Origin of the sequence: Aliiglaciecola lipolytica (assembly GCF_018860635.1) — a bacterium.
In the GTDB taxonomy this organism is placed as follows: Bacteria; Pseudomonadota; Gammaproteobacteria; order Enterobacterales; family Alteromonadaceae; genus Aliiglaciecola; species Aliiglaciecola lipolytica_A.
This window is the reverse complement of sequence record NZ_JAHKPT010000017.1, coordinates 47,872-68,369: the sequence shown is the minus strand read 5'-3', so window position 1 is coordinate 68,369 and position 20,498 is coordinate 47,872. Positions and strand designations below refer to the sequence as shown.

The 20,498-nt window shown below is 41.9% G+C and carries 15 protein-coding genes; 7 read left to right on the top strand and 8 right to left on the bottom strand.

Translation table 11 applies throughout. The annotated features are described in order from the left end of the window. Nucleotides 1-223: 223 nt before the first annotated feature. Nucleotides 224-1,552, top strand: a complete 1,329-nt coding sequence (locus KO530_RS07135; protein WP_216047726.1) for an ATP-binding protein — start codon at nt 224-226, stop codon at nt 1,550-1,552. A 349-nt stretch (nt 1,553-1,901) separates the two neighbouring features. After that, entirely contained in the window at nt 1,902-3,011 is a 1,110-nt protein-coding gene (locus tag KO530_RS07130; protein WP_216047725.1) for an ADP-ribosylglycohydrolase family protein, read from the top strand. A gap of 140 nt (nt 3,012-3,151) precedes the next feature. Here the strand turns inward: KO530_RS07130 and KO530_RS07125 are convergent, their stop codons facing one another. Beyond that, a complete protein-coding gene (locus KO530_RS07125) occupies nt 3,152-6,064 on the bottom strand; it encodes a metallophosphoesterase family protein (protein WP_216047724.1) in 2,913 nt (970 codons plus the stop codon). Between the two features lie 346 nt (nt 6,065-6,410). Between KO530_RS07125 and KO530_RS07120 the strand changes: the two genes are divergently transcribed. The 3 genes from KO530_RS07120 to KO530_RS07110 all read left to right on the top strand — a co-directional run bounded on the left by KO530_RS07120 (nt 6,411) and on the right by KO530_RS07110 (nt 11,013). Further along, nucleotides 6,411-6,911 (top strand): RNA polymerase sigma factor, encoded by a 501-nt coding sequence (locus KO530_RS07120; RefSeq protein ID WP_216047723.1) that lies wholly within the window; start codon nt 6,411-6,413, stop codon nt 6,909-6,911. Between the two features lie 84 nt (nt 6,912-6,995). Beyond that, nucleotides 6,996-7,997, top strand: coding sequence for a FecR family protein (locus tag KO530_RS07115; protein ID WP_216047722.1), 1,002 nt, complete (start codon nt 6,996-6,998; stop codon nt 7,995-7,997). Beyond that, on the top strand, nt 7,966-11,013 hold the full coding sequence (locus KO530_RS07110) for a TonB-dependent receptor (RefSeq protein WP_216047721.1): 3,048 nt from the start codon (nt 7,966-7,968) through the stop codon (nt 11,011-11,013). Before KO530_RS07115 ends, KO530_RS07110 begins: the two co-directional genes overlap by 32 nt. Nucleotides 11,014-11,038: 25 nt before the next feature. Here KO530_RS07110 and KO530_RS07105 read toward each other — a convergent pair whose 3' ends face one another. Together KO530_RS07105 and KO530_RS07100 are read right to left on the bottom strand one after the other, a co-directional pair. Continuing rightward, on the bottom strand, nt 11,039-11,509 hold the full coding sequence (locus KO530_RS07105; protein ID WP_216047720.1) for a hypothetical protein: 471 nt from the start codon (nt 11,507-11,509) through the stop codon (nt 11,039-11,041). Between the two features lie 118 nt (nt 11,510-11,627). Next, nucleotides 11,628-14,249 carry an ATP-binding protein gene (locus KO530_RS07100; RefSeq protein WP_252728972.1) on the bottom strand — a complete coding sequence of 874 codons (2,622 nt, stop codon included), beginning with the start codon at nt 14,247-14,249 and terminating at the stop codon, nt 11,628-11,630. Between the two features lie 300 nt (nt 14,250-14,549). Here KO530_RS07100 and KO530_RS07095 point away from each other — a divergent pair, with 300 nt between their 5' ends. Next, nucleotides 14,550-14,738, top strand: coding sequence for a hypothetical protein (locus KO530_RS07095; RefSeq protein WP_216047719.1), 189 nt, complete (start codon nt 14,550-14,552; stop codon nt 14,736-14,738). A 64-nt stretch (nt 14,739-14,802) separates the two neighbouring features. Here KO530_RS07095 and KO530_RS07090 read toward each other — a convergent pair whose 3' ends face one another. The 3 genes from KO530_RS07090 to KO530_RS07080 all read right to left on the bottom strand — a co-directional run bounded on the left by KO530_RS07090 (nt 14,803) and on the right by KO530_RS07080 (nt 18,433). Continuing rightward, a complete protein-coding gene (locus KO530_RS07090) occupies nt 14,803-15,993 on the bottom strand; it encodes an HD-GYP domain-containing protein (RefSeq protein ID WP_216047718.1) in 1,191 nt (396 codons plus the stop codon). Nucleotides 15,994-16,092: 99 nt separating this feature from the next. Then, nucleotides 16,093-16,434, bottom strand: coding sequence for an MGMT family protein (locus KO530_RS07085; protein ID WP_216047717.1), 342 nt, complete (start codon nt 16,432-16,434; stop codon nt 16,093-16,095). A 4-nt stretch (nt 16,435-16,438) separates the two neighbouring features. After that, complete coding sequence (locus KO530_RS07080; protein WP_216047716.1) at nt 16,439-18,433, bottom strand: hypothetical protein; 1,995 nt, start codon at nt 18,431-18,433, stop codon at nt 16,439-16,441. Nucleotides 18,434-18,600: 167 nt separating this feature from the next. Between KO530_RS07080 and KO530_RS07075 the strand changes: the two genes are divergently transcribed. Continuing rightward, nucleotides 18,601-19,221 carry a tRNA-uridine aminocarboxypropyltransferase gene (locus KO530_RS07075; protein WP_216047715.1) on the top strand — a complete coding sequence of 207 codons (621 nt, stop codon included), beginning with the start codon at nt 18,601-18,603 and terminating at the stop codon, nt 19,219-19,221. A gap of 30 nt (nt 19,222-19,251) precedes the next feature. Here the strand turns inward: KO530_RS07075 and KO530_RS07070 are convergent, their stop codons facing one another. Both KO530_RS07070 and KO530_RS07065 read right to left on the bottom strand, forming a co-directional pair. Further along, nucleotides 19,252-19,527 (bottom strand): hypothetical protein, encoded by a 276-nt coding sequence (locus KO530_RS07070; protein ID WP_252728970.1) that lies wholly within the window; start codon nt 19,525-19,527, stop codon nt 19,252-19,254. A 20-nt stretch (nt 19,528-19,547) separates the two neighbouring features. Further along, complete coding sequence (locus tag KO530_RS07065) at nt 19,548-20,498, bottom strand: alpha/beta fold hydrolase (protein ID WP_252728968.1); 951 nt, start codon at nt 20,496-20,498, stop codon at nt 19,548-19,550.

Genomic DNA, 20,498 nt, shown 5'->3' with positions numbered 1-20,498 from the left:
GGTTGACAGCTTAAAACCGGAGAAAAAGCGAAACTAAAACTTCATTTTTATAATGATATTGAAAATATAGTTTCACTATGAATGCTACCTGTTCAAGAATAAAACAAATTCAACAACACTTTTATGCGCATAAAAATGTAAAATCTCACACTTTTCTGCGCGTAAAAGTGTGGACTGAGTTATACTACAGGCAGTTAACAGTCTTAATTGGCGGGAAATGACAATGCAGCGCAACTTACTAAACGCCCTAATAGCATGGAAAAATCAACCGGTGCGCAAGCCATTATTGATCGATGGTGCAAGACAAACAGGTAAAACCTATCTGCTGCAGGAGTTGTTTGGAAACACCTTTACCAACATCCTTCGTATCGACTTTCTTGAAAATCCTGCCTACAAAGAAGCGTTCGATGGCTCACTGTCACCTGACGAGCTACTAATGAACATTGAGCTGTTGACCAATCAGGCGTTTAACCCAGAAACGGACCTGCTGATTTTAGATGAAATTGGCGAATGTGAACGTGCCGTTACTTCGCTTAAGTATTTTGCCGAAAAAGCACCGTCCTATTTTGTCGCAGCCAGCGGTTCGAACATTGGTTTGCTCAACACCTTCCCTGTGGGCAAGGTAGAACAATACAATTTACGACCACTGACCTTCCAAGAATTTATTTACGCATCCAACGAGCAGGCACTGATCAAAGCGTTTGATAGTCAAGCAAGCACACCGGCGGTGCACACTAAATTGATGGATAAACTGACGGACTACTTTTTTACGGGTGGTATGCCGGAAGCAGTTTCTGCTTGGTATCAGTTTAAGGATTCAAGCATTCTAGAGCGTGTTGAAAGAGTCAGTAAGATTCATGCCGATTTAGTTGAAGGTTATCGTCGCGATTTTGGTAAATACGCGGGCAAGGTCGATGCCACAATAATTGAATCGGTGTTTAATAGCATTCCAGCGCAGTTATCACTTGTGAGCGATGAGTCCGTTAAACGCTTCAAATTTAAACATGTTCTTGAGCGTAAATCTCGTTATAGCGATTTTGAAACCGCAATCCATTGGCTTAATAGTTGCCGCTTAGCCTTGCCAAACTATCCTATTGAAGGATTGCCGAAATCACCTCTTGCGGCCTATAAAAAAGAGAATATGGTTAAGCTGTTTATGTTTGATGTGGGCCTGCTCAATCATATGCTGGGTAGCAGTTATAAAGAGATCAAGCAACAAAACTATGAGCTATCTGTTTATAATTACAGGGGATATGTGGCAGAAAACTTTGTGCAGCAAGAGCTCACTGCCATTGGCGTTGAACCAAGTTATTCATGGAATGACGCCCGCGCCGAAATCGAATTTATTTTGGCAACAGATAAAGGAGATATCATCCCTGTAGAAGTAAAAAGTGGCAAACGTACAAGAGCAAAATCGCTGGCATCCTACGTTGAAAAATGTGCACCAAGTAAAACCTTTAAGTTAACTGGCACACAAGGCTCATCAACTTCAGAACGAACCAATATCGTGATGCCCTTGTATTTCACCCAGTATTTACCACAGAGATGGTAAAAGCGCTTTGCCTATAATCTCGAGATCTAACTTTCGATATTCAGCTTTATCAGGCGTGGACACCATTGCGAATGCCCATTGCACACCGTCTGCAGTATTTTCTGTCTTATAAGGTTTTGGAATTCAGCTAACCCCAAAAGAATTTTCAACCCTTGTTTCTAATTCTTTAGCGGATAAATCATTTATGCGAGATTTGATAGAGTTAAATGAATTCGATGTAACGGACTAATATACTTAGATAAAATGAAAGATAGTATACTTTCTAAAACACAAAATTTAGGCTCTCAAACCGCTTTGAATTCGACAAGGGAGGTTTAGAGTTGCCAGTGGTTAATAAATAGGGAATACCGTGTCTGAATCAATCAATTCTGAAATACATGATAAATTCATTGGCTGTATGCTTGGCGGGGCTATAGGTGATGCGTTTGGCGCGCCTGTAGAATTCATATCACGAGAACGCATTATTGCCTTGCATGGCAAAGAAGGCGTCACATCATTGTTACCAGCTTATGGCAAAGTTGGGGCGATTACAGACGATACCCAGATGACGCTTTTTACCGCAGAAGGTTTGTTGAGGGCTTATGTGCGGGGGAAGCATAAAGGCGCGACTTCGTGGTTAGGCTGTATTGGTCATGCTTATCAGCGCTGGTTACAAACCCAGTCCCACTCCTCGCCGAGTAATTTAACCATAAGCAATGACGGATTTCTTTGGCAATACCGAGAGCTCCACGAGCAGCGCGCCCCCGGTAACACTTGCCTAAATGCACTCAGCACAGCAGGGGGATTTGAAGAGTTAGCATTCAATGACAGTAAAGGTTGTGGGGGTGTGATGCGTGTTGCGCCTATCGGTTTATTTTGCTGGCGCTTAAAAGACAGTTTTACCCTTGAGGAATGTTTTAAGCTTGGCTGTGATGCCGCACAACTTACTCATGGTCATCCTACTGGCTATTTGGCCGCGGGGGCATTTTCCGCCATCATTTATCAGATATTAGACGGTTACACCTTAGTCGACGCCGCACTTTCCGTTATCCCAATACTTAAAGAACAACGCAGCGCTGAAGAAACCATTAGTGCCATCGAGCAAGCTTTAAGTCTATCGAAAACACAAAGCGATTATGCAAAAGCGATTCAACAAATGGGTGAAGGATGGATAGCCGAAGAGGCACTCGCCATTTCATTATATTGTGCAATAGTCGCCAATGATTTTAATCATCTGATGAGCATATCCGTAAGCCATGATGGCGATTCTGACTCTACTGGAGCTATCTCTGGCAATTTATGGGGAGCGCTTTATGGCGTGACAAGTATTGATCAGCAACTTGTTCAACAGCTGGAATTATTCGAAACCATCGCAGAGATAGCCAAAGATTTGTTTGAATTTCCAACTTGGGGCATTGGTCCTTATGCGTCAAACCAGAGTTTTGATAATGCCATATGGAATAAATACCCTGGATATTGAACCTTTGCTATTTATATTATCGATTTTATAAAGTCCGTATAAGCGCTACAAAAAAAGCCTATCGTCACGATAGGCTTTTTAAATAACCCAATGTAAGCTTGTTTATGCCTTCATTGGGTGAATAGATTTTATATTCAATCTTACTTTTCTATGACTGCAAATTTACCGTCGGTGTGCACAAATCCCCAGATTGTGTTGCTATCTTTAACATAGCCCCAGTAGCGTTGTTGGCAATTGGACACTTGGAAACCACCTTCTGGGTGTTGGTCTGTGATTCTGTAATAGGTAGAGTAATGGTCAGAATAACCACTCTCGATATAACATTCATCACTAAACGCGGGTACCCATGATTGAGTTGCTTCATCGAAACGGCCGATGGTTAAATCAGTCAAAGTATATCCTTCAGGCGCGGTCATTACTAATGTCATGGCGTCGGCAAAATCTAAACCATCAGCTAGGTAGCGGCCATTCCAATTAGCATCATTACCACTCGGGTTACCATTAGCAAGCGATGGATTTAACGATGCTTCAATATCAGTACCTTTGACAAATATTCCATCACGCGTTGTGTGGGTTGGATTATTCACTTGCTCACCGTTTTGGTTAACATAGGTTAACGACGCAGACTCACCTTGCGCTAAAACACCTGCGTCTACATCGATGATAGGCGTAACTAGGTCACCATATTGGTTAAAGTACGAACCTTCCTGGGTTTGATTTCCGCTTAGGAATAACACATCCGATAGAGTAGTGGCATCTTCATCGACAAACCAACTCATGGAGAACAATTCACGAAGACGCTCAACTTCACCAACAGTTGCGGCATATGAGCTGTTATACGTAAGGTTGTAGCCATCAATGATGGTTGCTTGAGAACCAACATAGCCATCTTCTGTTTTCGCTTCAGAGTGAGCGTAGTAGTTTTGATCTGGTGCTACAACTCGTACGGTCGCATCTGTGGTGCGCGTATTTTCATCTAACACTTGCCACTCAACTTGGTCACATGTTTGTGTAGTGCTCGCGCCTGCTACCATGTAATCGCCAGAATAGGTGCACCAAGCGTTACTATCGTAATCATAATGCGCGCCCAAATTCATATCCACTTCAGTTAAGCTATGGTCTGCGTAATAGGCCTTAGTGGTAATTTGACGGCCATTCACTTCAACAAGTACAAATGAAATACCATTGCCAAGATCAGAACTGACACTTGCGTATTTGGTACCTTCACTGTTGGTTAAATTCCCACCTGTAATAGTGTCGTAGAAGTTATTAATGAATAAGCCTGTTTCGTGATCATCGTGCATACCATAGAGATCTTCATAGGCCTTCCATGATGCGTTACCACCAATAATTTGGGTGAATCCATTGGCGGTATCTTTATCTTCTGATGTAGGATGAATTAAACTACGAGCATATTGGTGATCATGCCCTGCAATATAAGTAACTTGGTAATTGTTGAACAAGTTTAATATGTCCGCAGCCAATCCAGGTTCGGCTTCATCCTGCAATTGCAAGTAGCCTAATTGACCTATATCGTAACCATTCAAACTTGGCTCTTCTAGTTCTTCGTATGCGCTGGTTACCGTTTCTAAAGCATTGCTATAAACCGCAATTTCTTCAGCAGACACATTGTTTGCAATGGCATTATCTAACGTTGCTTGTGCCGCATCTTTAGCTTCTTGCAAAGCAATTCGATCTGCTACATAGGCATCGTAAATTTCGACTTGATAAGTTTGTGGGCGTTTTTTAGTTGATAACGGTTCATGTCCGAAAGCGACAATATGATCAACCTCTGCGGCATTGGCCGTAATGACTTCTTTTAACCATTCTCTTAAAATTGTCCACGTACCTCTGTAGGCGCTGCTATACAGCTCTGCAAAGTAGAAATCTAAAGCAATAAACATGGTTTTATCTTCAATAAAATAATAAACCAAATCTTCTGCACCAGGAAAACCTACTGCTTTACCGTTATCTAAATGTTCACGAACTAACGAACCTGTGTATGCTTGATACAGCTTATAACCTTGGTCAAAATCAACCTGCTCGTAACCTTCATAAGGGTTAATATCGTTGTAAACATTATTGACTGACTGACGTTCCCACTCTTGTTCGTTAGTAAACCATGCAGGCCAGTTTCTACCATTTACGATTTCGTGATTTCCACGTGCCGGGAAAACACTTACTCCAGCTTCTCTTAGTGGCCCTGCCACTTTTTCCATCCACTGCACATAGTCAGATTCAGCACGGTATTCGGTAATGTCGCCTGTGGCTAGAACCAAATCGACATTTAGCTCAATCATTTTATCGGTAACCGCTTCTACTAAAGGTAAAGGTAGCACTTTCCAGTCAGGACCAAAATCTTTACGATCTTCAGGTGCAACAACTATGGGCTCGCCGTCACTATCTACTTCGATATACGGGTGAAAAGGGTCTTCAACGTTAACTAAGTAGCTAATACCATCTTCATCCCAATCATTGGCTTTAACCGCGTCATTCTGACTTTCAGTTCCAGCATCATAATAACCATCACCATTGTAATCGACACCAACGTATTCTTTAATCGACAAGGTATTACCGTCTTTATCAACGTCAACATACAAAGACATGTTGTCATCATCTCGGCCTTGGGTATCTGGAAAGATAGCAAAGCGTAAAACCTTATCTGCATCTTCAGGTAGGATGTTTGCACCTGTTGTGGCATTGCTGCCTAATACCGGGGCTTGTGCAGTTAACGCATCTAACGTTGTTTGCAGGGCTTCAATTTCAGCCTGCAAAGCAGCAATATCTTCATCTGTTGAGGCACTGTTAGATGCTTCTTGTAAGGTCACTAACTCTGCAGTCATAGCATCTATTTGTGCTTGCATCGCAACAACAGTCGCGTTCAAAGTGGCAACTTCCGCTTCATTCGCTGTGTCTATGTTGTTGAGTTCGGTTTGCAGTTGTGCGACTTGCGCTTGCAGTGCACTTACTTCAGCGTCATTGTCGTCGCCAATGTTACAGGCGCTAAGCACACTTACCGCGGCTAACGTTAGAGTGAAATGTTTCAATTTCATGGCTGTTTCCTCATTAATAAAAGTAATTTTCATGGCGAATATCAGGCTTCAAGTTGGCGATATCCATCAAGGTTCTCTGCGCATAAGACGGCGCTAAAATTAATAAGGGGACAGGTTTTTTTATATATTTTTTCAACGCCAATTTGTCACTAAATTGTCACAATAAAACCGTATTATCGCGCTCCCGCGTGGTTGTAATGCTGACTATTGATTGGCCTGACTAGCAAATTTTCACTGAGCAGTTTTGTCTTACTTTTAGATAAATTTCAAAGTGTTATTGGTGTCACCAAATATAGGGTTAGGATTGCCTCGTATTTCGACTTTATAAGTTCGAGCGAATACTGTTATGAAAAAAAACGATCCTTTCATTAAGCTGATGCCGAAAATCAGAACCTTTGTACACGCGCGAACACAAAACGCTGATGTGACCAATGACGTGCTGCAAGAAACCATGTTGCGAACGATTCGAAATAACCTAAAACAAGATTCAGAACAAAGGTTGAATAATCCACTGGCTTACTTAATTACAGTTGCTAAATCGGCTTTATTTGATCATTGGCGTACGGAAAAAAAACATCTAAGCCAATCTGATATGGTCGACGAGTATACACAAGGTCAGCGATTAGAAGATGATTTCATTAAACTCGAGCAAGTAAAAATACTGTCAAAGGTAATGGATGAGATGCCGCCCTTAAGACAACAAGTATTTAGAATGCGCCGCCTAGAGGGGATGAGCAGAGAAGCAATTGCAACGGAGCTGGGGTTGTCGTTAGAGGCTGTAAAAAAACACATTAATCGTGCCATGGTAGATATTGCTTTATGCGCGGAAAAAAATGATTGGAAATGAGCATAAAAATTGTCACCTTTCCTTATGTTTAGACGTTTAATAAAGAAATTGATGCAAAATCATCTGGTACATTGAGAACAGTACATGAATAAACATACAATAGAGCAAGCCGCAGATTGGTTTGATCAACAGGACTCTCTTAACGCTGAACAAACTGTAGAATTTGAGCGCTGGTTAACCACGCCCAAAAATGCAGAGGCTTACCGCAAAATCAGTCAACTAATGCAATCAGCAGAACTGACTGCGGCAATGAATGTTAGTCAAAAACCTAGCACAGATGATAAAAACGCGGTCAGGAATAAGTCCCAGAATAACCACAAAGCCCATACTTTTAGTTTCTATCAATTCAATCCAACCAACATAGCCGCGAGCCTGTTCTGTATCGCGCTTATTAGCGCTTTTTTATTGTTTTTGCAAAATAAGCCCGATGATTCGTCGCCATTAGTCGCTGCACCCCACGCAGTTTATCAACAGCAAATTCAAGCCCCTGTAGGTGCTCGCTCCTCTCAAGTTTTGCAAGATGGTACACAAGTTCACTTGAATGCGAATAGCCAACTAAATGTGCAGCAAACCAGTACGTCTCGATATGCGCTAATGGAGCAAGGGCAAATATATTTTGATGTTGCCAAAGATAAAAATCGTCCGTTTGTCATTGATGTGGGGGACATGCAAATACGTGTGTTAGGCACCTCATTTGATGTAGACCATACCAATGCTCGCACCTTGGTTACCGTTTATGAGGGGCGAGTGCAAATAAACGCAGATGACGTGTTCACTCTAACCAAAGGCGAACAACTTCTGCTCGAAAATGGACAAGCCAGTAGATTGCCATCCAAACAGCTACCTATGCTACCGGCTTGGCGCGGCGGTTGGCTGGAAGTCGAACAACAACCGCTGCAAGACGTAGTAGCGCATATGCAACGTTACATTGAACAGCCTGTAGAAATTGCTTCTCAAGAACTGCTTGATCGCAAAATTAGTGGACGTTTCCCACTTGATAAGGCCGAACAGTCGTTAGCCCTAATTGCCAGCGCGCACCAATTCACTGTGATCTATGAAGCCGACAAAATCCTGCTTAGCAATTAGTAAAAACACCTTTATTCAATATGCATTCGGTTTTCTAAATGCTTTATTGTTAATGCTAGGATTTAGTTTCGCCATTAAAAGTAGATACAATAATCGGCAATACCGCCGTTATGCCCCGGTAAACGGGTTAATACTCAGTGTGTTTTTTTGTTTGCCCTCGGCCATGGCTAAAAACACCCAGTATTTGCAGACAAACACTGAAAAAAAACAATTTATTCAGATCCAAAACAGCTCGATTGAGGCGGCGATAAAACGCATCTCCTTAGTTTATCAAGTCCCATTTGTGATCAATGGCGTCGGCAATAACAGCGAAAATAAAGTAAATATCGAAGGCTTATATAGTCTTTCAGCCGCTCTAGAGAAAATGACCCGCCAAAGCCCATGGAAGTACGCTATCACCCCCCATGGCATTGAATTATCCCGAGCCGTAAAAAACCTCCCCAACACAGCAAAAAGCAACATCGATGAAATCATAGTAACGGGTCTGCGAGCTTCATTAGATAAAGCGAAACAGATAAAAACCCACACAGTGGCGGTGTCAGATGCTTTAGTATCTGACGATATGGCGAATTATCCCGATATTAATATGGCCGAGTCATTGCAAAGAATTCCAGGGGTGGTGATCACCAGAGAAGCAGGGGAAGGTCGCCAAGTCTCGCTTCGAGGAACTTCTCCTGATTTTACCTTAGTTACCATAAATGGCATGCCCGTGCTGGCAAACAACGATTCGCCGATGGACAGTCGTGTGCAAAAACAACATGATCGGTCATTAGATTTCAACGTGTTTTCATCTGAACTATTCAGTCAAGCGCAAGTGCTAAAATCCTATAGTGCAGAACAAACTACTGGCGGGCTAGCGGGTACGTTAGCACTGCAAACTAATCGTCCATTTGCGCAAAAAGGATTTCAATTTGTGCTCGCTCCACAACTTGGAAAGAACGAATATTCTGATAACACCGCGCCCCGTATAACAGGTTTAATCTCCAATACATGGGGTAATTGGGGGGCATTATTGTCCGCCTCTTATGGAAAAAGGTTCGTAGAGGAACGCGGTGCAAATACGATTAGATGGCGGGCAATCACACCTACCGGAATTTCACTAGACGCCTTAGCTCCCGAGGTACAACAAAGCTTCGCCAACAATGAAGTTATTATGCCGCGAGGCAATCGTTATTCGTTATGGCGAAGCGAACAACAACGGCGAGGGCTAAACTTGGCCTTGGAATACCAAGATGAGAAGTCTTCAGCACGTTTAGACATTTTACACGCAGCGTTAGGGGCAACTAGAAATGAGTTTCACCTATATCCACGAGGCGATCAATCAACACCTATAATACCTGGCATAACCGAATTCGTTGATGCCCAGTTGAACGCCAATAACGAGCTAGTCTACAGTGCTTTTAACAATGCCAGAGTAGCAACGGAAAGCCGATCCCAAGATACCAAAACAACCTATAAACAAGCGGTATTTAACAGCGCATTTAACCTATCGGAAAAATGGTCATTGGCGTTACTGATAGGATTAGAGAAATCTGACTTTGAAATTCCCACCAGCAATAAGATTTATACCCAAGGCATGTCAGATATTAGTATCGATTACCGCGCTGACCGATTTTTTGCGGATATTCAATATGCAAGTGATCTAACTCAGCGAGATCTTTGGGAAATGCGAGAAATTGATCTAGAAGAGTATTTTGCGACGACCCGCTACCAACACGGCAGAATAGCCTTAAAATATCAATTCACACCTAACCTGTTATGGCAATTTGGAGCTGAACACACGACCTTTGACACCCAAACATTATCTATATATCAAACTAATTTATTGTTAGATGCATGGTCAACAACAGCACAATCCTTACCCATGGAATATACCCAGCTAGTTGATTCTCATCCTAACGTTAGTTGGTTAGGCTTGCAAACCCACGATGCCATTCAGCACTTTGGAATTGATCCCTATTCACTAACGAATAATGTTGCTTTGATTGAACAGTTTGATGACGACTTAACAGAACAAAAATCATCTGCTTTTTTTACATTAAAGTGGCAATACAAGCAGTTTACAGTGGTGGCAGGCAGTCGTTACCAACAAGAAACAACAGATGTTGTGAATGAATTTTCCCGTCTTGAGCATAGCAACAAACATGTAAATTGGTTGCCCAGTGTGAATGTGGTTTGGCGACCATCGTTAAGCTATGCGGTTAGATTCAGTTTGTCTCGTAATTTAGCCAGTCCTTCACTTAGCGATTTGAAGGGCTATGCTGAATATGACCCTACCGACCAAGTTATGTATGCCTCAAATCCAGACTTGAAACCCTATGCCTCGACGAATATTGACGTCTCGTTAGAATGGGAAGCAAGAGATCACGTATCATTTTCAGTAACGCCTTTCTACAAATCGATTGATGATTTTATTGCACCACACGCAAGATCATTAACACTCGCTGAAACGGGACTAGAAAACAAATGGCAATCTAACAATCTATCTGACAGCTCTGTCATTACTCTGGTCACTAATCAAAATGCTGAGTCAGTTTCTCTATTGGGTTTTGAAACAATGCTGCGCTACGAGTGGTCGTATTTAACATCTAGATGGCAACACGTCGGCCTAATTGGCCACTTTAACTATACGGATGGAACGAAGAATTACTACAATAACGACGCTGAGTTTTTGTTTCAAAAGGCGTTACCTTATTTATCGAAAAAAACCGCTGCGGTAACATTATATTACGACGACAAAACCCTTAGTGGGCGGATTTCAGCGTCCTATCGAGACAATTATATCCATCAAGTCAATCCAATGACTTTACAAGACGAAGATGAAACTGGTTTTCATTCCACCTTATATATTGATGCGAGTTTTAGCTTGCAGTTGAATCAGCAGTGGCAATTCAGCTTAGAAGCACAAAACCTTACTAATCAACGAGAAGAGCAATACAGTGATTCGACCGATCGAGCGTACAACTCAACTACCAGCGGTCGTACGTTTTATGTGGGTTTATTATATAAATATTAATCTGTTTAGTTGCGAAAAAAATGGATTACAACAAACACCTTTGCTGCTTGTATTTGTTCTCGCTTGCCTGCCTAATTAAGCGTTTAATATTGGCTATTTTTGGCATAAAGCTCTCAATTTTTTGATATTCATCTCGATAGCTTATTCTGCCGAGTATGCCTTTTTTAGCAAATAGTTTTAGTTCTGGCTTTAGCTGCTCATTAATCGATTGGATGTCCGCTAGGGTTTTATTTTGTACCTCGACGCTTTGTTTTTTAAACTTGCTGACAAAACATTGGCATAGATCGACACTTTCAGTTTTACTCACTTTTGAATCAAACAAGCCGATGAGCTCTTCACCGCTAATATCGTTTAGTACCTGAAATTGCGCCATGTAGATTACGATGGAGTGTTCGGTTTTATCTCGACAACTTGCATAAAGCGTATCAACGCTTAGTTGTTTGCTGCATGCGGTCAGCAGAATAGTGGCTAGCAGTAAGAAAACGAGTACTTTCAAGTTACTTCCTTGTCTTTAGATTTGCGCTTGTTGGCTAAAAACGCGACTGAATTAGAGTCTATCTAAACGCAAAGATTAACACTAATGCGTCAACTCTGTGAGATTAGCGAAACTATCCTTACCTTTTTTCGGCGCGTGTATCTCTCATCAATTCAATTAATTGCGTTAGGCTTGCGGTGGCATCTTCAGATTGTTGCTGAGTTAAATTATCTTCCACTTGTTTCGCTAATTCACTTATACGGTCGAATCCGTAGCTACCCGCAGAGCCTTTTAATTTATGCATAAGTTGCTGCACTTCATTCCAATTTTGCTGTTCAACAGCGCTTTGGATATCGCTAATTTTGGTCCCAAAGCTAGCTTTGTAGTCTTCAATTAATCGCTCAAACTCGCTGCTAGGCTGAGAGGTTTGGTGCTCTATTGGATTATGCGTACGCAAATCCATCAACTCACTTAATTTAGCGTAAAATGCCTCGGTCTTAATGGGTTTACCAAAGTGCCCTGTTGCCCCTGCCTGCATCACTTGTTTAATACTTTCGCTATCAACATTGGCGGTGAGCATCAAAATAGGACATTGAATACCCGAACTTAACAATCTGCGAGTTGTTTCTAAACCGTCCATATCGGGCATTTGCATGTCCATTAATACCAATTCGAAGTTATGTCGTTTCGCAAGCTCTAGTGCCTCAATGCCGCTGCTTGCTAAACTAATTTTCACACCGGTTTTTCTGAGTAAATAGGCGACTAACTGTAAATTGTCTTGGTTATCATCCACACACAGAATATGTCCCGATAGGCGTGGTATTTTTAGGTCGTTGTGTTGGTACTGCTGGGCAATATCATCGGCTTCTTTTTGGGATGTTAGCATTGCCTTATTGCGGGCTTCAGACCAAGGTAAATAAACAGCGAACTGGCTACCTTCGCCCTCTTGAGAGGTGACTTTAATATGCCCCCCCATAATTTCAATCAGTTGTTTGCTGATATATAAACCGAGTCCTGTGCCTCCATATTTACGATTAATCGCAGAACTTCCTTGAGAAAAGGCGGTGAACAGGCGCAACTGTTGCTCTTCACTCATGCCCACGCCACTGTCAGACACGACAAAAATTAAACGTCGTTTATAACTATCAAAATAAACCTGCAACTCCACCTGGCCTTGGTCGGTGAATTTAATGGCGTTGTTGCACAAATTAAGCAATATTTGCTTCAATCGAGTGGGATCTGTATTGATATAATGGGGCAACGGGAAGTGCAGTTGCAAATTGAACTGCAAGCTTTTTTCTTCAGCAAAACGGCGCATGTAGGACTGCACTTCATTTAATAAACTGACGGTGCACGTATCGATATTTTGCAGGTGGATTTTGCCTGCCTCAATCTTAGATAAATCCAAAACATCATTAATAATATTTAACAGATATTGGCCGCTACTGTTTATCGCTCGCGTTGCTTGCTGTTTTTCCTGAACGCTTGCTTGGCTATCATCTAGTACTTGGGTATATCCAATAATGGAGTTCAACGGTGTGCGTATTTCGTGGCTGACATTGGCTAAGAACCGATTTTTAGCTTCATTGGCAGACTTCGCCAACTCCTGCTCTTTTTGCACAATTTCAATTTGATATTTGGCTTTATTGGTTTGCCTGATTTCTTCGGCCTGATCTTTTATCTTTTGTTCACGCTGCATAACAGCTTGCTGCATGTTGCCAAACTCCAGCGCCAATTCGCCAAGTTCACTTTTTTCGGATACCTGAATTGCATCACTGTATTTGCCGCTGGCGACCAATTTAGCCGCATCCAGCAGTCGACCTACGGGTCGAGTGATACTGCGCGCAATATAGTAGGAACCAATCACCGCTAACAATAAACCCACCGCGAAGAATGGCAGTAACTCGAGCATAAATTGTCGTAAGGTATTCAACCAAGTCTGAATGGAGTCTTGCAATACCACGACAAACTGTCGACGATTATCTTCAAACAGCACAAATGGCAATAATACGGTGTCATGGGTGTCTACCGTTTGAAACTCGATAGCGCGATTTTCGTCTGGCAACATTAGACTGGCGTTTCTTATAGCATCATTTAACAATTCGTCGTTATCAATAGTCGATAGCGGAAGCAGTGCTTGATTATCGCTGACAACAGTAAGGTTGATATCAAGAGAAATTAAACTTTTAATTCGCTCGAACAGGCTTAAGTTGAGCTTTTTACCCATGATTAACCAGCCAATCACGCCGGGAGCACGAATAGGCTCAGCGGAAACCAAAAACGGCTGTTCTCCCATCATAGTGATCCAAGCTTGGTGTTTTTGTTCGTCACTCAGTTCTCGGCCTAAGGCTTGGGCAACTTGACTGTCCTGCCCACCATACTGGGAAATAAGCTTAAACTTTTTATCTAACACTAGGGCAATATCTGCGTCTATGCGGCTCCCAAAGTTAAATAAAATAGTACGGATAGATTCCTCATCTTCTCCTTGTCCAATGGCACTGCGCAGTGCCCAGTCTTTGGAAACCGTTTCTACATTTAGATCAAGTTGCGATTTGGCATTCGCCAACTCGTTTAAAAATACATTGCGGCCCACGTTCAAACGAGACAAAAATTGACGTTCAGCCTGATTATAGGCAGCGTTGTATATACTCAGCAGAGTTAACGCGAACACCATGCTAAACAAACTAACCACCAGCACAAATATTTTAATTTGTAATGGAGTCCAGATTAAATGTTTGCGTCTGCCTAAAATTGGCTTCAAATTAAAACCTAATAATTTAATTAATGATTAAAAAAACCTGCATTGAGGTTAGCCAGGTTGTTTGATTCTTCTGTGGGTAACTCTAACAGAGTGACCCGAACCTCAGTGCATAACTTTCATTGAATCAGATGTATATTTGACACTTTCTGTCAGACTTTTTGACAAGCGTCTAAAACACCTCCCCCACCAAAAACACTTAACCTTTTGTTTTTAAATAACATATCAAACATGGTTCGATTTATGCTGTATAAGAATAGTACAGTTTTTTTGATTGGTAACCCCAGAAGTATCAGGTGAAGTATGTCTTGTTTAACTCGTAAGTTGCAGCAAAATTTAACACGTTATGTCAAAAAGCACAGCGCTAACATTGCCGATAAGCCAGTGGAATGTGTAAAAGAAGAGTTAGTAGATAAGGGCCTGTGTCCGTCACACATCACCGACGACCAAATGCGCGAAATATTGCGTTGCGCTTATCAGTCGGGTAAATAGCCAGTAGCCAGCCAATCGCAAAAGGCATCTAAGTGCTAATACAATATGTATTTTGCACTAAATGCTAGATGGCTATATTTTCTTCAAAGTAACGATTAAAGTCGATGTCGAATTGGCTGGGCTTGACCCCCTTTTCAACCTTCATTTGGCTTTGGGTCAAGTCGATCTCTTTGATTGGTAAATAATTTCCAGTGCGGGCAGAATAAAAGATCTTCACAACAGGTTTCAATGGTGCCAATTCATTGCAACTGACCACCATACCCACTTGTTCGTTGTTTAGCTTCACTAGGCTGCCTACAGGGTAGACGCCAACACATTTAATAAACTTTTGCACTAAGGGCTGATCGTACATCACAGGTGAGTCAGCCAGTAATATTTTGAGGGCTTTTTGAGAAGACATGCCTGATTTGTAACAGCGATCGGCTGTTATCGCATCATAAGTGTCGACTATGGCTATCATGCGGCCATATAAGCTAATTTCATCCCCTCGTAAACCTTCTGGATACCCATAACCATCCAGACGTTCGTGATGCTCTGACATGATTTTTATAATGTGTTCAGGTAATCCCATTTCTTCTAAGGTTTGAATCCCAAGAAAGACGTGATCGCGCATAATATTCATTTCTTGATCGGTAAGTCGGCCGGGCTTGTGCAGAATACTATCTGGTATTTTAATTTTACCAATATCGTGTAAAAAGCCGGCTAACGCGAGTTCTTGCACTTCAATTTCTTGTAAGCCAATAAATTGCGCAAAATTCGCAAGCAATATCGCCACGTTAAGGGAATGCTCCAACAGATAACTGTCTTTTTCACGTATTTTAGTTAAACACATCAGCGCGTTGGGGTTACGATCGATAGAGCCAACAAGTTGTTCAGTAAATTCTCTAGGCAGTTTTAAATCAATTGGTAAGCCTTTGGCTACCAACTTAAACATCCTATTTTGAATTACTTTACCTTTGTCGTGTAATTGCTTAGCAACTGCAATTTCACTGTCAAAAGTAATATGTCCCCTGCGTTTAGTGGGCTGTTTTTGTTCTTCTGAGGGTTGATTATCTACGTCTGGTTCAGGCTCTGGAGTAAACTCTTTACTAGGATCAATAAGAAGTCGGATGATGCCTTTTTTTTTCAACTGGCTGACAATAGCGCGTTTAGTCACCTTTCCTTGGCTTTTGATTTTCATATTGCCACGCTGCTCAACAATAGCTTGAACGTACATGCCTGGCTTCAATTCATCAATTGAAATTTCTTTTAACACCGGCCGAAAACTCGTTGCTTAAAATAGATACGCTTAAACATAAACCACACTGCTGTTTGGTACAAGAACATTTACATAATCTTTAAATTTATCAAGTATTTAGTAGTTCAATTTAAATAGCATTTCTGCTAAGTCAGGTTGCCATTGAAATACCTTCAGTTTCACTCTGTTATTAAATACTGCAACATTCTCTTGTTGTAATAACCCTGTTTGCAAATTGGATTGCTCACTTTGCGCCGGAAAAGCAATTTTACCGTCTGCTCGAAGTACTCGATGCCAAGGTACTTGCAGCGAATCAGGGGCATAACCTAACGCTTTACCAACTAAGCGAGCCCGTCCCGGTAAACCCGCTAAATCAGCGATTTGCCCATAACTGGCAACCTTGCCAATTGGAATCTGTAAAACCGTATTCCAAATTCGCTCATAGTGCTGCTGATTCACGTTACTATGCTAATGGAAACTGCAAATTAAGTTGCTCAACATCAACCGGCTCGCCACGACGATTTACCTGACGATACAAACTCAGATCTGTGGGGCTAACAAAGCCTGCCACTCGCTCTAGATCGTTAAGTCTAGCTCCCTGCACAACCAAATAGGTCAAATAGGTATGTCGCAACGCCGCCACCGAAAACTGCTCAGCAAACGCTAAACCGGCATCATGGGCGATGTTTATCATCATCTGGTCGAGTTGTTGAGCATCGTGTCGCCCACCTAACAATTGACTTTCGGCAGCTTGATTGGCCCGCAAATTATCAACAATTTCCATACAATCGGCGGTCATTGGAACGCTTCGAGCATACTCTCCAGAGATCTCTAAAGACTGGGTTTCTGGGTCAACATCCTGAATCGTCACATTGAGTAATTCGCTAGGACTGACACCATTTAAAATCAATGAAATTGCCAATTTTCCGTCACGATTAGCCACCTTGTACAAACTTCCACATTCAGATTCTGACAATAAACGAGCTGCACTTGGCGCATTGTTTTGGGCTAATTGTAAGGGTGTTTGTTGATGTCCTAATTGTGCATTTTTTTGTTGCTCTAATGCGTGCTGTGCCGCCAATTTTTGCTCTAATGTCAGCCCTGAAGAAGAAGGAACAACATTGTAGCTTGTCATCGTTGGGGCTGGCGTTTTTTGGCGATGAATGAAACTGAATAGCAGCAGCGCAAACAAACTCACCAGCGTAGCTGCAGCTAAAGCAATCGCCGAATCTCGCCAATAATTAGGGGATATTGGGTAAGTTGGAACAAAGGGTTGCTCCAATACGTTGATTTTTGCTTGGAACGGCTTTTGTACTTCAGTTTCTACCAGTTGATCCTTCAATTGCTGAGCTTGTTCTTGCAACTGACTTAGTGAACGCATTAATCGGCCGTATTCTTCTAGCTTTTGATTAAATACCTGTGCCTCTTTACCCAAATCATCAAGCTGAATTTCTAATTGTTTTTGCTTCTGTTCAGAGGCCACCACTGTGCGTTGTAGATCTTCCACAAATTTCTGCTGGCTTTCAGCGGCGACAATAGCATAACGGGACTTCAACTCTTCTAATCTGCGTCTTTTGTTGACGATGCTTGGATCTAAGCGCATGTATTCAGCGGTATATCGCTGCGATAACTCGTAGAGTTCAGCTTCAGTATCTCGTATTGTACTGCGAATATCGTCCAGTCTATTTTTGTCGCCAGGGTGAATAACCGAATCTCCTTGGGCGATACTCTGTTTCACACTTTCTAAGGTTGCCGCAGCTTCTGCTTGCTGGGTCTCAGCCGTGTCTAACGCGGCCCCCATACTTTTAATCTTTGACAACGCGCGGTTTTCATCGCGCTCCATTGAAATAATGTTATTTTCTTCACTATACTGCTCCACTAATTCGCGCTGCTCGATAATCTTCTGTTCCAGCGCAATGAGCTTTTCTTGTCCTAGTGATAAATCTTCTACCGTATTTTCCTGAGTTTCTTCTTCTAACCTCGCCAAATACAAAGCCAACCATTGTTCAAGCACAGGTTGTAAATGGTTTTTGTTTTCGCCAGTGGTAAATAGATTAATAATCCGGCTATCAAGGTGCTCTTCAGTAGACACCATATTGGCTAGCTCTTCGGTGGTTAAATTTAACGAATACTGCTCAGCCAGTTGTGTGCTTAGACTATCTAAAATTCGGTTGCTGGTAAGACGCTTATTGTTGAGGGTTATTTGCTCTTCAGGCACAGCGGTTTGTTGATTATTCAGCTGCTGAGCATAACTAAAGTGAATTATCGCTTGGCTTTGGTAGATTGGTGAGCGGGTCCAAATCCAAATCATAGCGACCACAAATACCAGCATAAAACTGATACTCAATACCCACCACTTTTGCTTCTGAAGTTTTTTACTTTCTTCCTCAGAGCGTCTATCCATGCTGTCTGTTCCAAATTGTGGCGGGATCACTTCCACGTTTTCGCTAAATGACATGTTTTATATCCATATTCCTTAAACGAGCGTCTGACATTAAGACAAACACACGAAGATTTTTATACCTAATAGATTATCAGCTATAGTAAGGCTCTGCGACTGATATTAAGTTCCAAAAATAATAAATTTGGATTCATTTTCGAGATACAAAAACCTTAACATATTTCATGACAAACTCTTACGTAAAACCAGCAATCAAAAAACGAGTCATTTGTCGACGCTGTAAGTACCCGCAAACAGTGTGTATTTGCGCGTTTATTAGTGAGGTGAAAATCCCCCTGCAATTAACAATATTGCAGCATCCGTTAGAATCGAAACATGGCAAAAACACAGCAAGACTCATTCCCTTGTGTATTGAAAATAGCGAAATATTCGTAGGCGAAAACCAGCAGGATTTTATTGATGTAAAAACTCAAGTCATGGCTGCTTCTCAAAATACTTGGGTGTTGTATCCCCATGCCTTTAGTCAACCGTTGGAAGAGCACTCAAAACACTTTCAGAACGTATTACCCGATAGGTTAATAGTGATAGATGCGACTTGGCGTAAAGCGACTAAGATGTGGCAGTTGAATCCTTGGTTACATGCTTTGCCAAGTTGGCATTTTAATACCCTACCTGACAATCAATACCGTATTCGCAAATCTACACTTGAGCATAGTTTATCTTCATTAGAAGCCACGGCCCAAGCGTTGAGCATATTGTGCGATACAGATACTCAACCTTTGTTAACCTTGTTCGACGCCATGCAAAGGAAACAAGAACGGCATATACCAAATTTAGGGGTGTGAACAACCACAAAGAGCTAAGGAAATTGGGATTTATTTTTGACGTTTAAAATGAAACCAGTTGGGCAACCTACCGACAATAACAACATAGTATGCAAATATCCCTAAAGCGGAAAAAATGATTCCACTGACACCGGGTTCCCGCCAATTTTCGGTAAAAAGTGAATAGACAGAAAAAGCAATAACCATCAGCGTAGGTGAGGCCACAAGAGCGATCATGACGCGCACGTTCGCCGGTATTTTCACCGCCTTTTGAGTTTCCACATTCGAACTTGTTGACGCTTTAGCTGATGGCGAATTTTGTGTCATGTTTTACCTTCTGTAATCATTCACTGTTGCAGAAAATCAATCACACTTTTGACTGTAGATTCAGGATCTTCTTCGTGGGGAACATGTCCAAGTGTAGCAAAAATAACCAGCTCACTGTTTTCAATTTCCTCTTGAAAACGTCTTCCTAATTCGACCGGAATAAGGCGATCTTCTTGCCCCCACATAATCAGCGTAGGCTGCTTAATCTCTGGTATTCGTTTACTTAACTCACTAGGTTGAGTTTGCTCAAAGCGCGCTTCTAACGCTTGCCTATTTCCAGTACGAGTGGTCAATTGGTAATAACGGTCTACCAACTCAGGTGTGACCTTGCTTGGGTCACCATAAACGTTTTTAACACTTTTCACCACTAAACTACGAGGCAACATGTCGCCTATAAGTAATTTAAGTAACGGTTGCTGGGTTATTGTAAACGCTAAGGGTACCGACGTAGATTGGTATGGATAACCACTGGCATCGACTAAAACAAGCTTTTCAACACGTTGCGGGTAAAACACTGCGGTTGCCCATGAAATGTAACCACCTAAGGAATTTCCCGCCAATACAAAACGATCAACCCCAAGGCTATCCATCACATCAATCACTGTCTTGCTATAACGCTCAATGGAATAATCATTTTCTGGGTTTGGACCAGTTAAACCAAATCCAGGCAAGTCAAACCGTATGACTCTGCGCTGAGACTTTAATGCCTGCGTCCACCCCTCCCAAGTATGCAATGATGCACTAGTACCATGTAGCAGCACTATTGGAAGAGGATCATCTTTTGGCCCTTCATCGCGAAGATGAATTTGCATTCCATCTAGCTCAATAAACTCTGAAGGTGCTGGCGCCCATAGAGGCGCAAGTTCAGCAACGGTTTTATCGGGTTGCTGAAAAAGGATAAGGAGTACAACATAAATTGCCACCAGCAAAATCAGTATTGAGCCCAAGAACGTCATTATGCGTTTTACCAT

Bases quoted from the DNA above. Each gene is read 5' to 3' on its own strand.
- KO530_RS07110 (WP_216047721.1), top strand. From the start codon at position 7,966: ATGAAGCCGACAAAATCCTGCTTAGCAATTAGTAAAAACACCTTTATT.
- KO530_RS07075 (WP_216047715.1), top strand. From the start codon at position 18,601: ATGACAAACTCTTACGTAAAACCAGCAATCAAAAAACGAGTCATTTGT.
- KO530_RS07135 (WP_216047726.1), top strand. From the start codon at position 224: ATGCAGCGCAACTTACTAAACGCCCTAATAGCATGGAAAAATCAACCG.
- KO530_RS07080 (WP_216047716.1), bottom strand. From the start codon at position 18,433: ATGTCATTTAGCGAAAACGTGGAAGTGATCCCGCCACAATTTGGAACA.
- KO530_RS07115 (WP_216047722.1), top strand. From the start codon at position 6,996: ATGAATAAACATACAATAGAGCAAGCCGCAGATTGGTTTGATCAACAG.
- KO530_RS07095 (WP_216047719.1), top strand. From the start codon at position 14,550: ATGTCTTGTTTAACTCGTAAGTTGCAGCAAAATTTAACACGTTATGTC.
- KO530_RS07125 (WP_216047724.1), bottom strand. From the start codon at position 6,064: ATGAAATTGAAACATTTCACTCTAACGTTAGCCGCGGTAAGTGTGCTT.
- KO530_RS07065 (WP_252728968.1), bottom strand. From the start codon at position 20,498: ATGGTAAAACGCATAATGACGTTCTTGGGCTCAATACTGATTTTGCTG.
- KO530_RS07120 (WP_216047723.1), top strand. From the start codon at position 6,411: ATGAAAAAAAACGATCCTTTCATTAAGCTGATGCCGAAAATCAGAACC.
- KO530_RS07070 (WP_252728970.1), bottom strand. From the start codon at position 19,527: ATGACACAAAATTCGCCATCAGCTAAAGCGTCAACAAGTTCGAATGTG.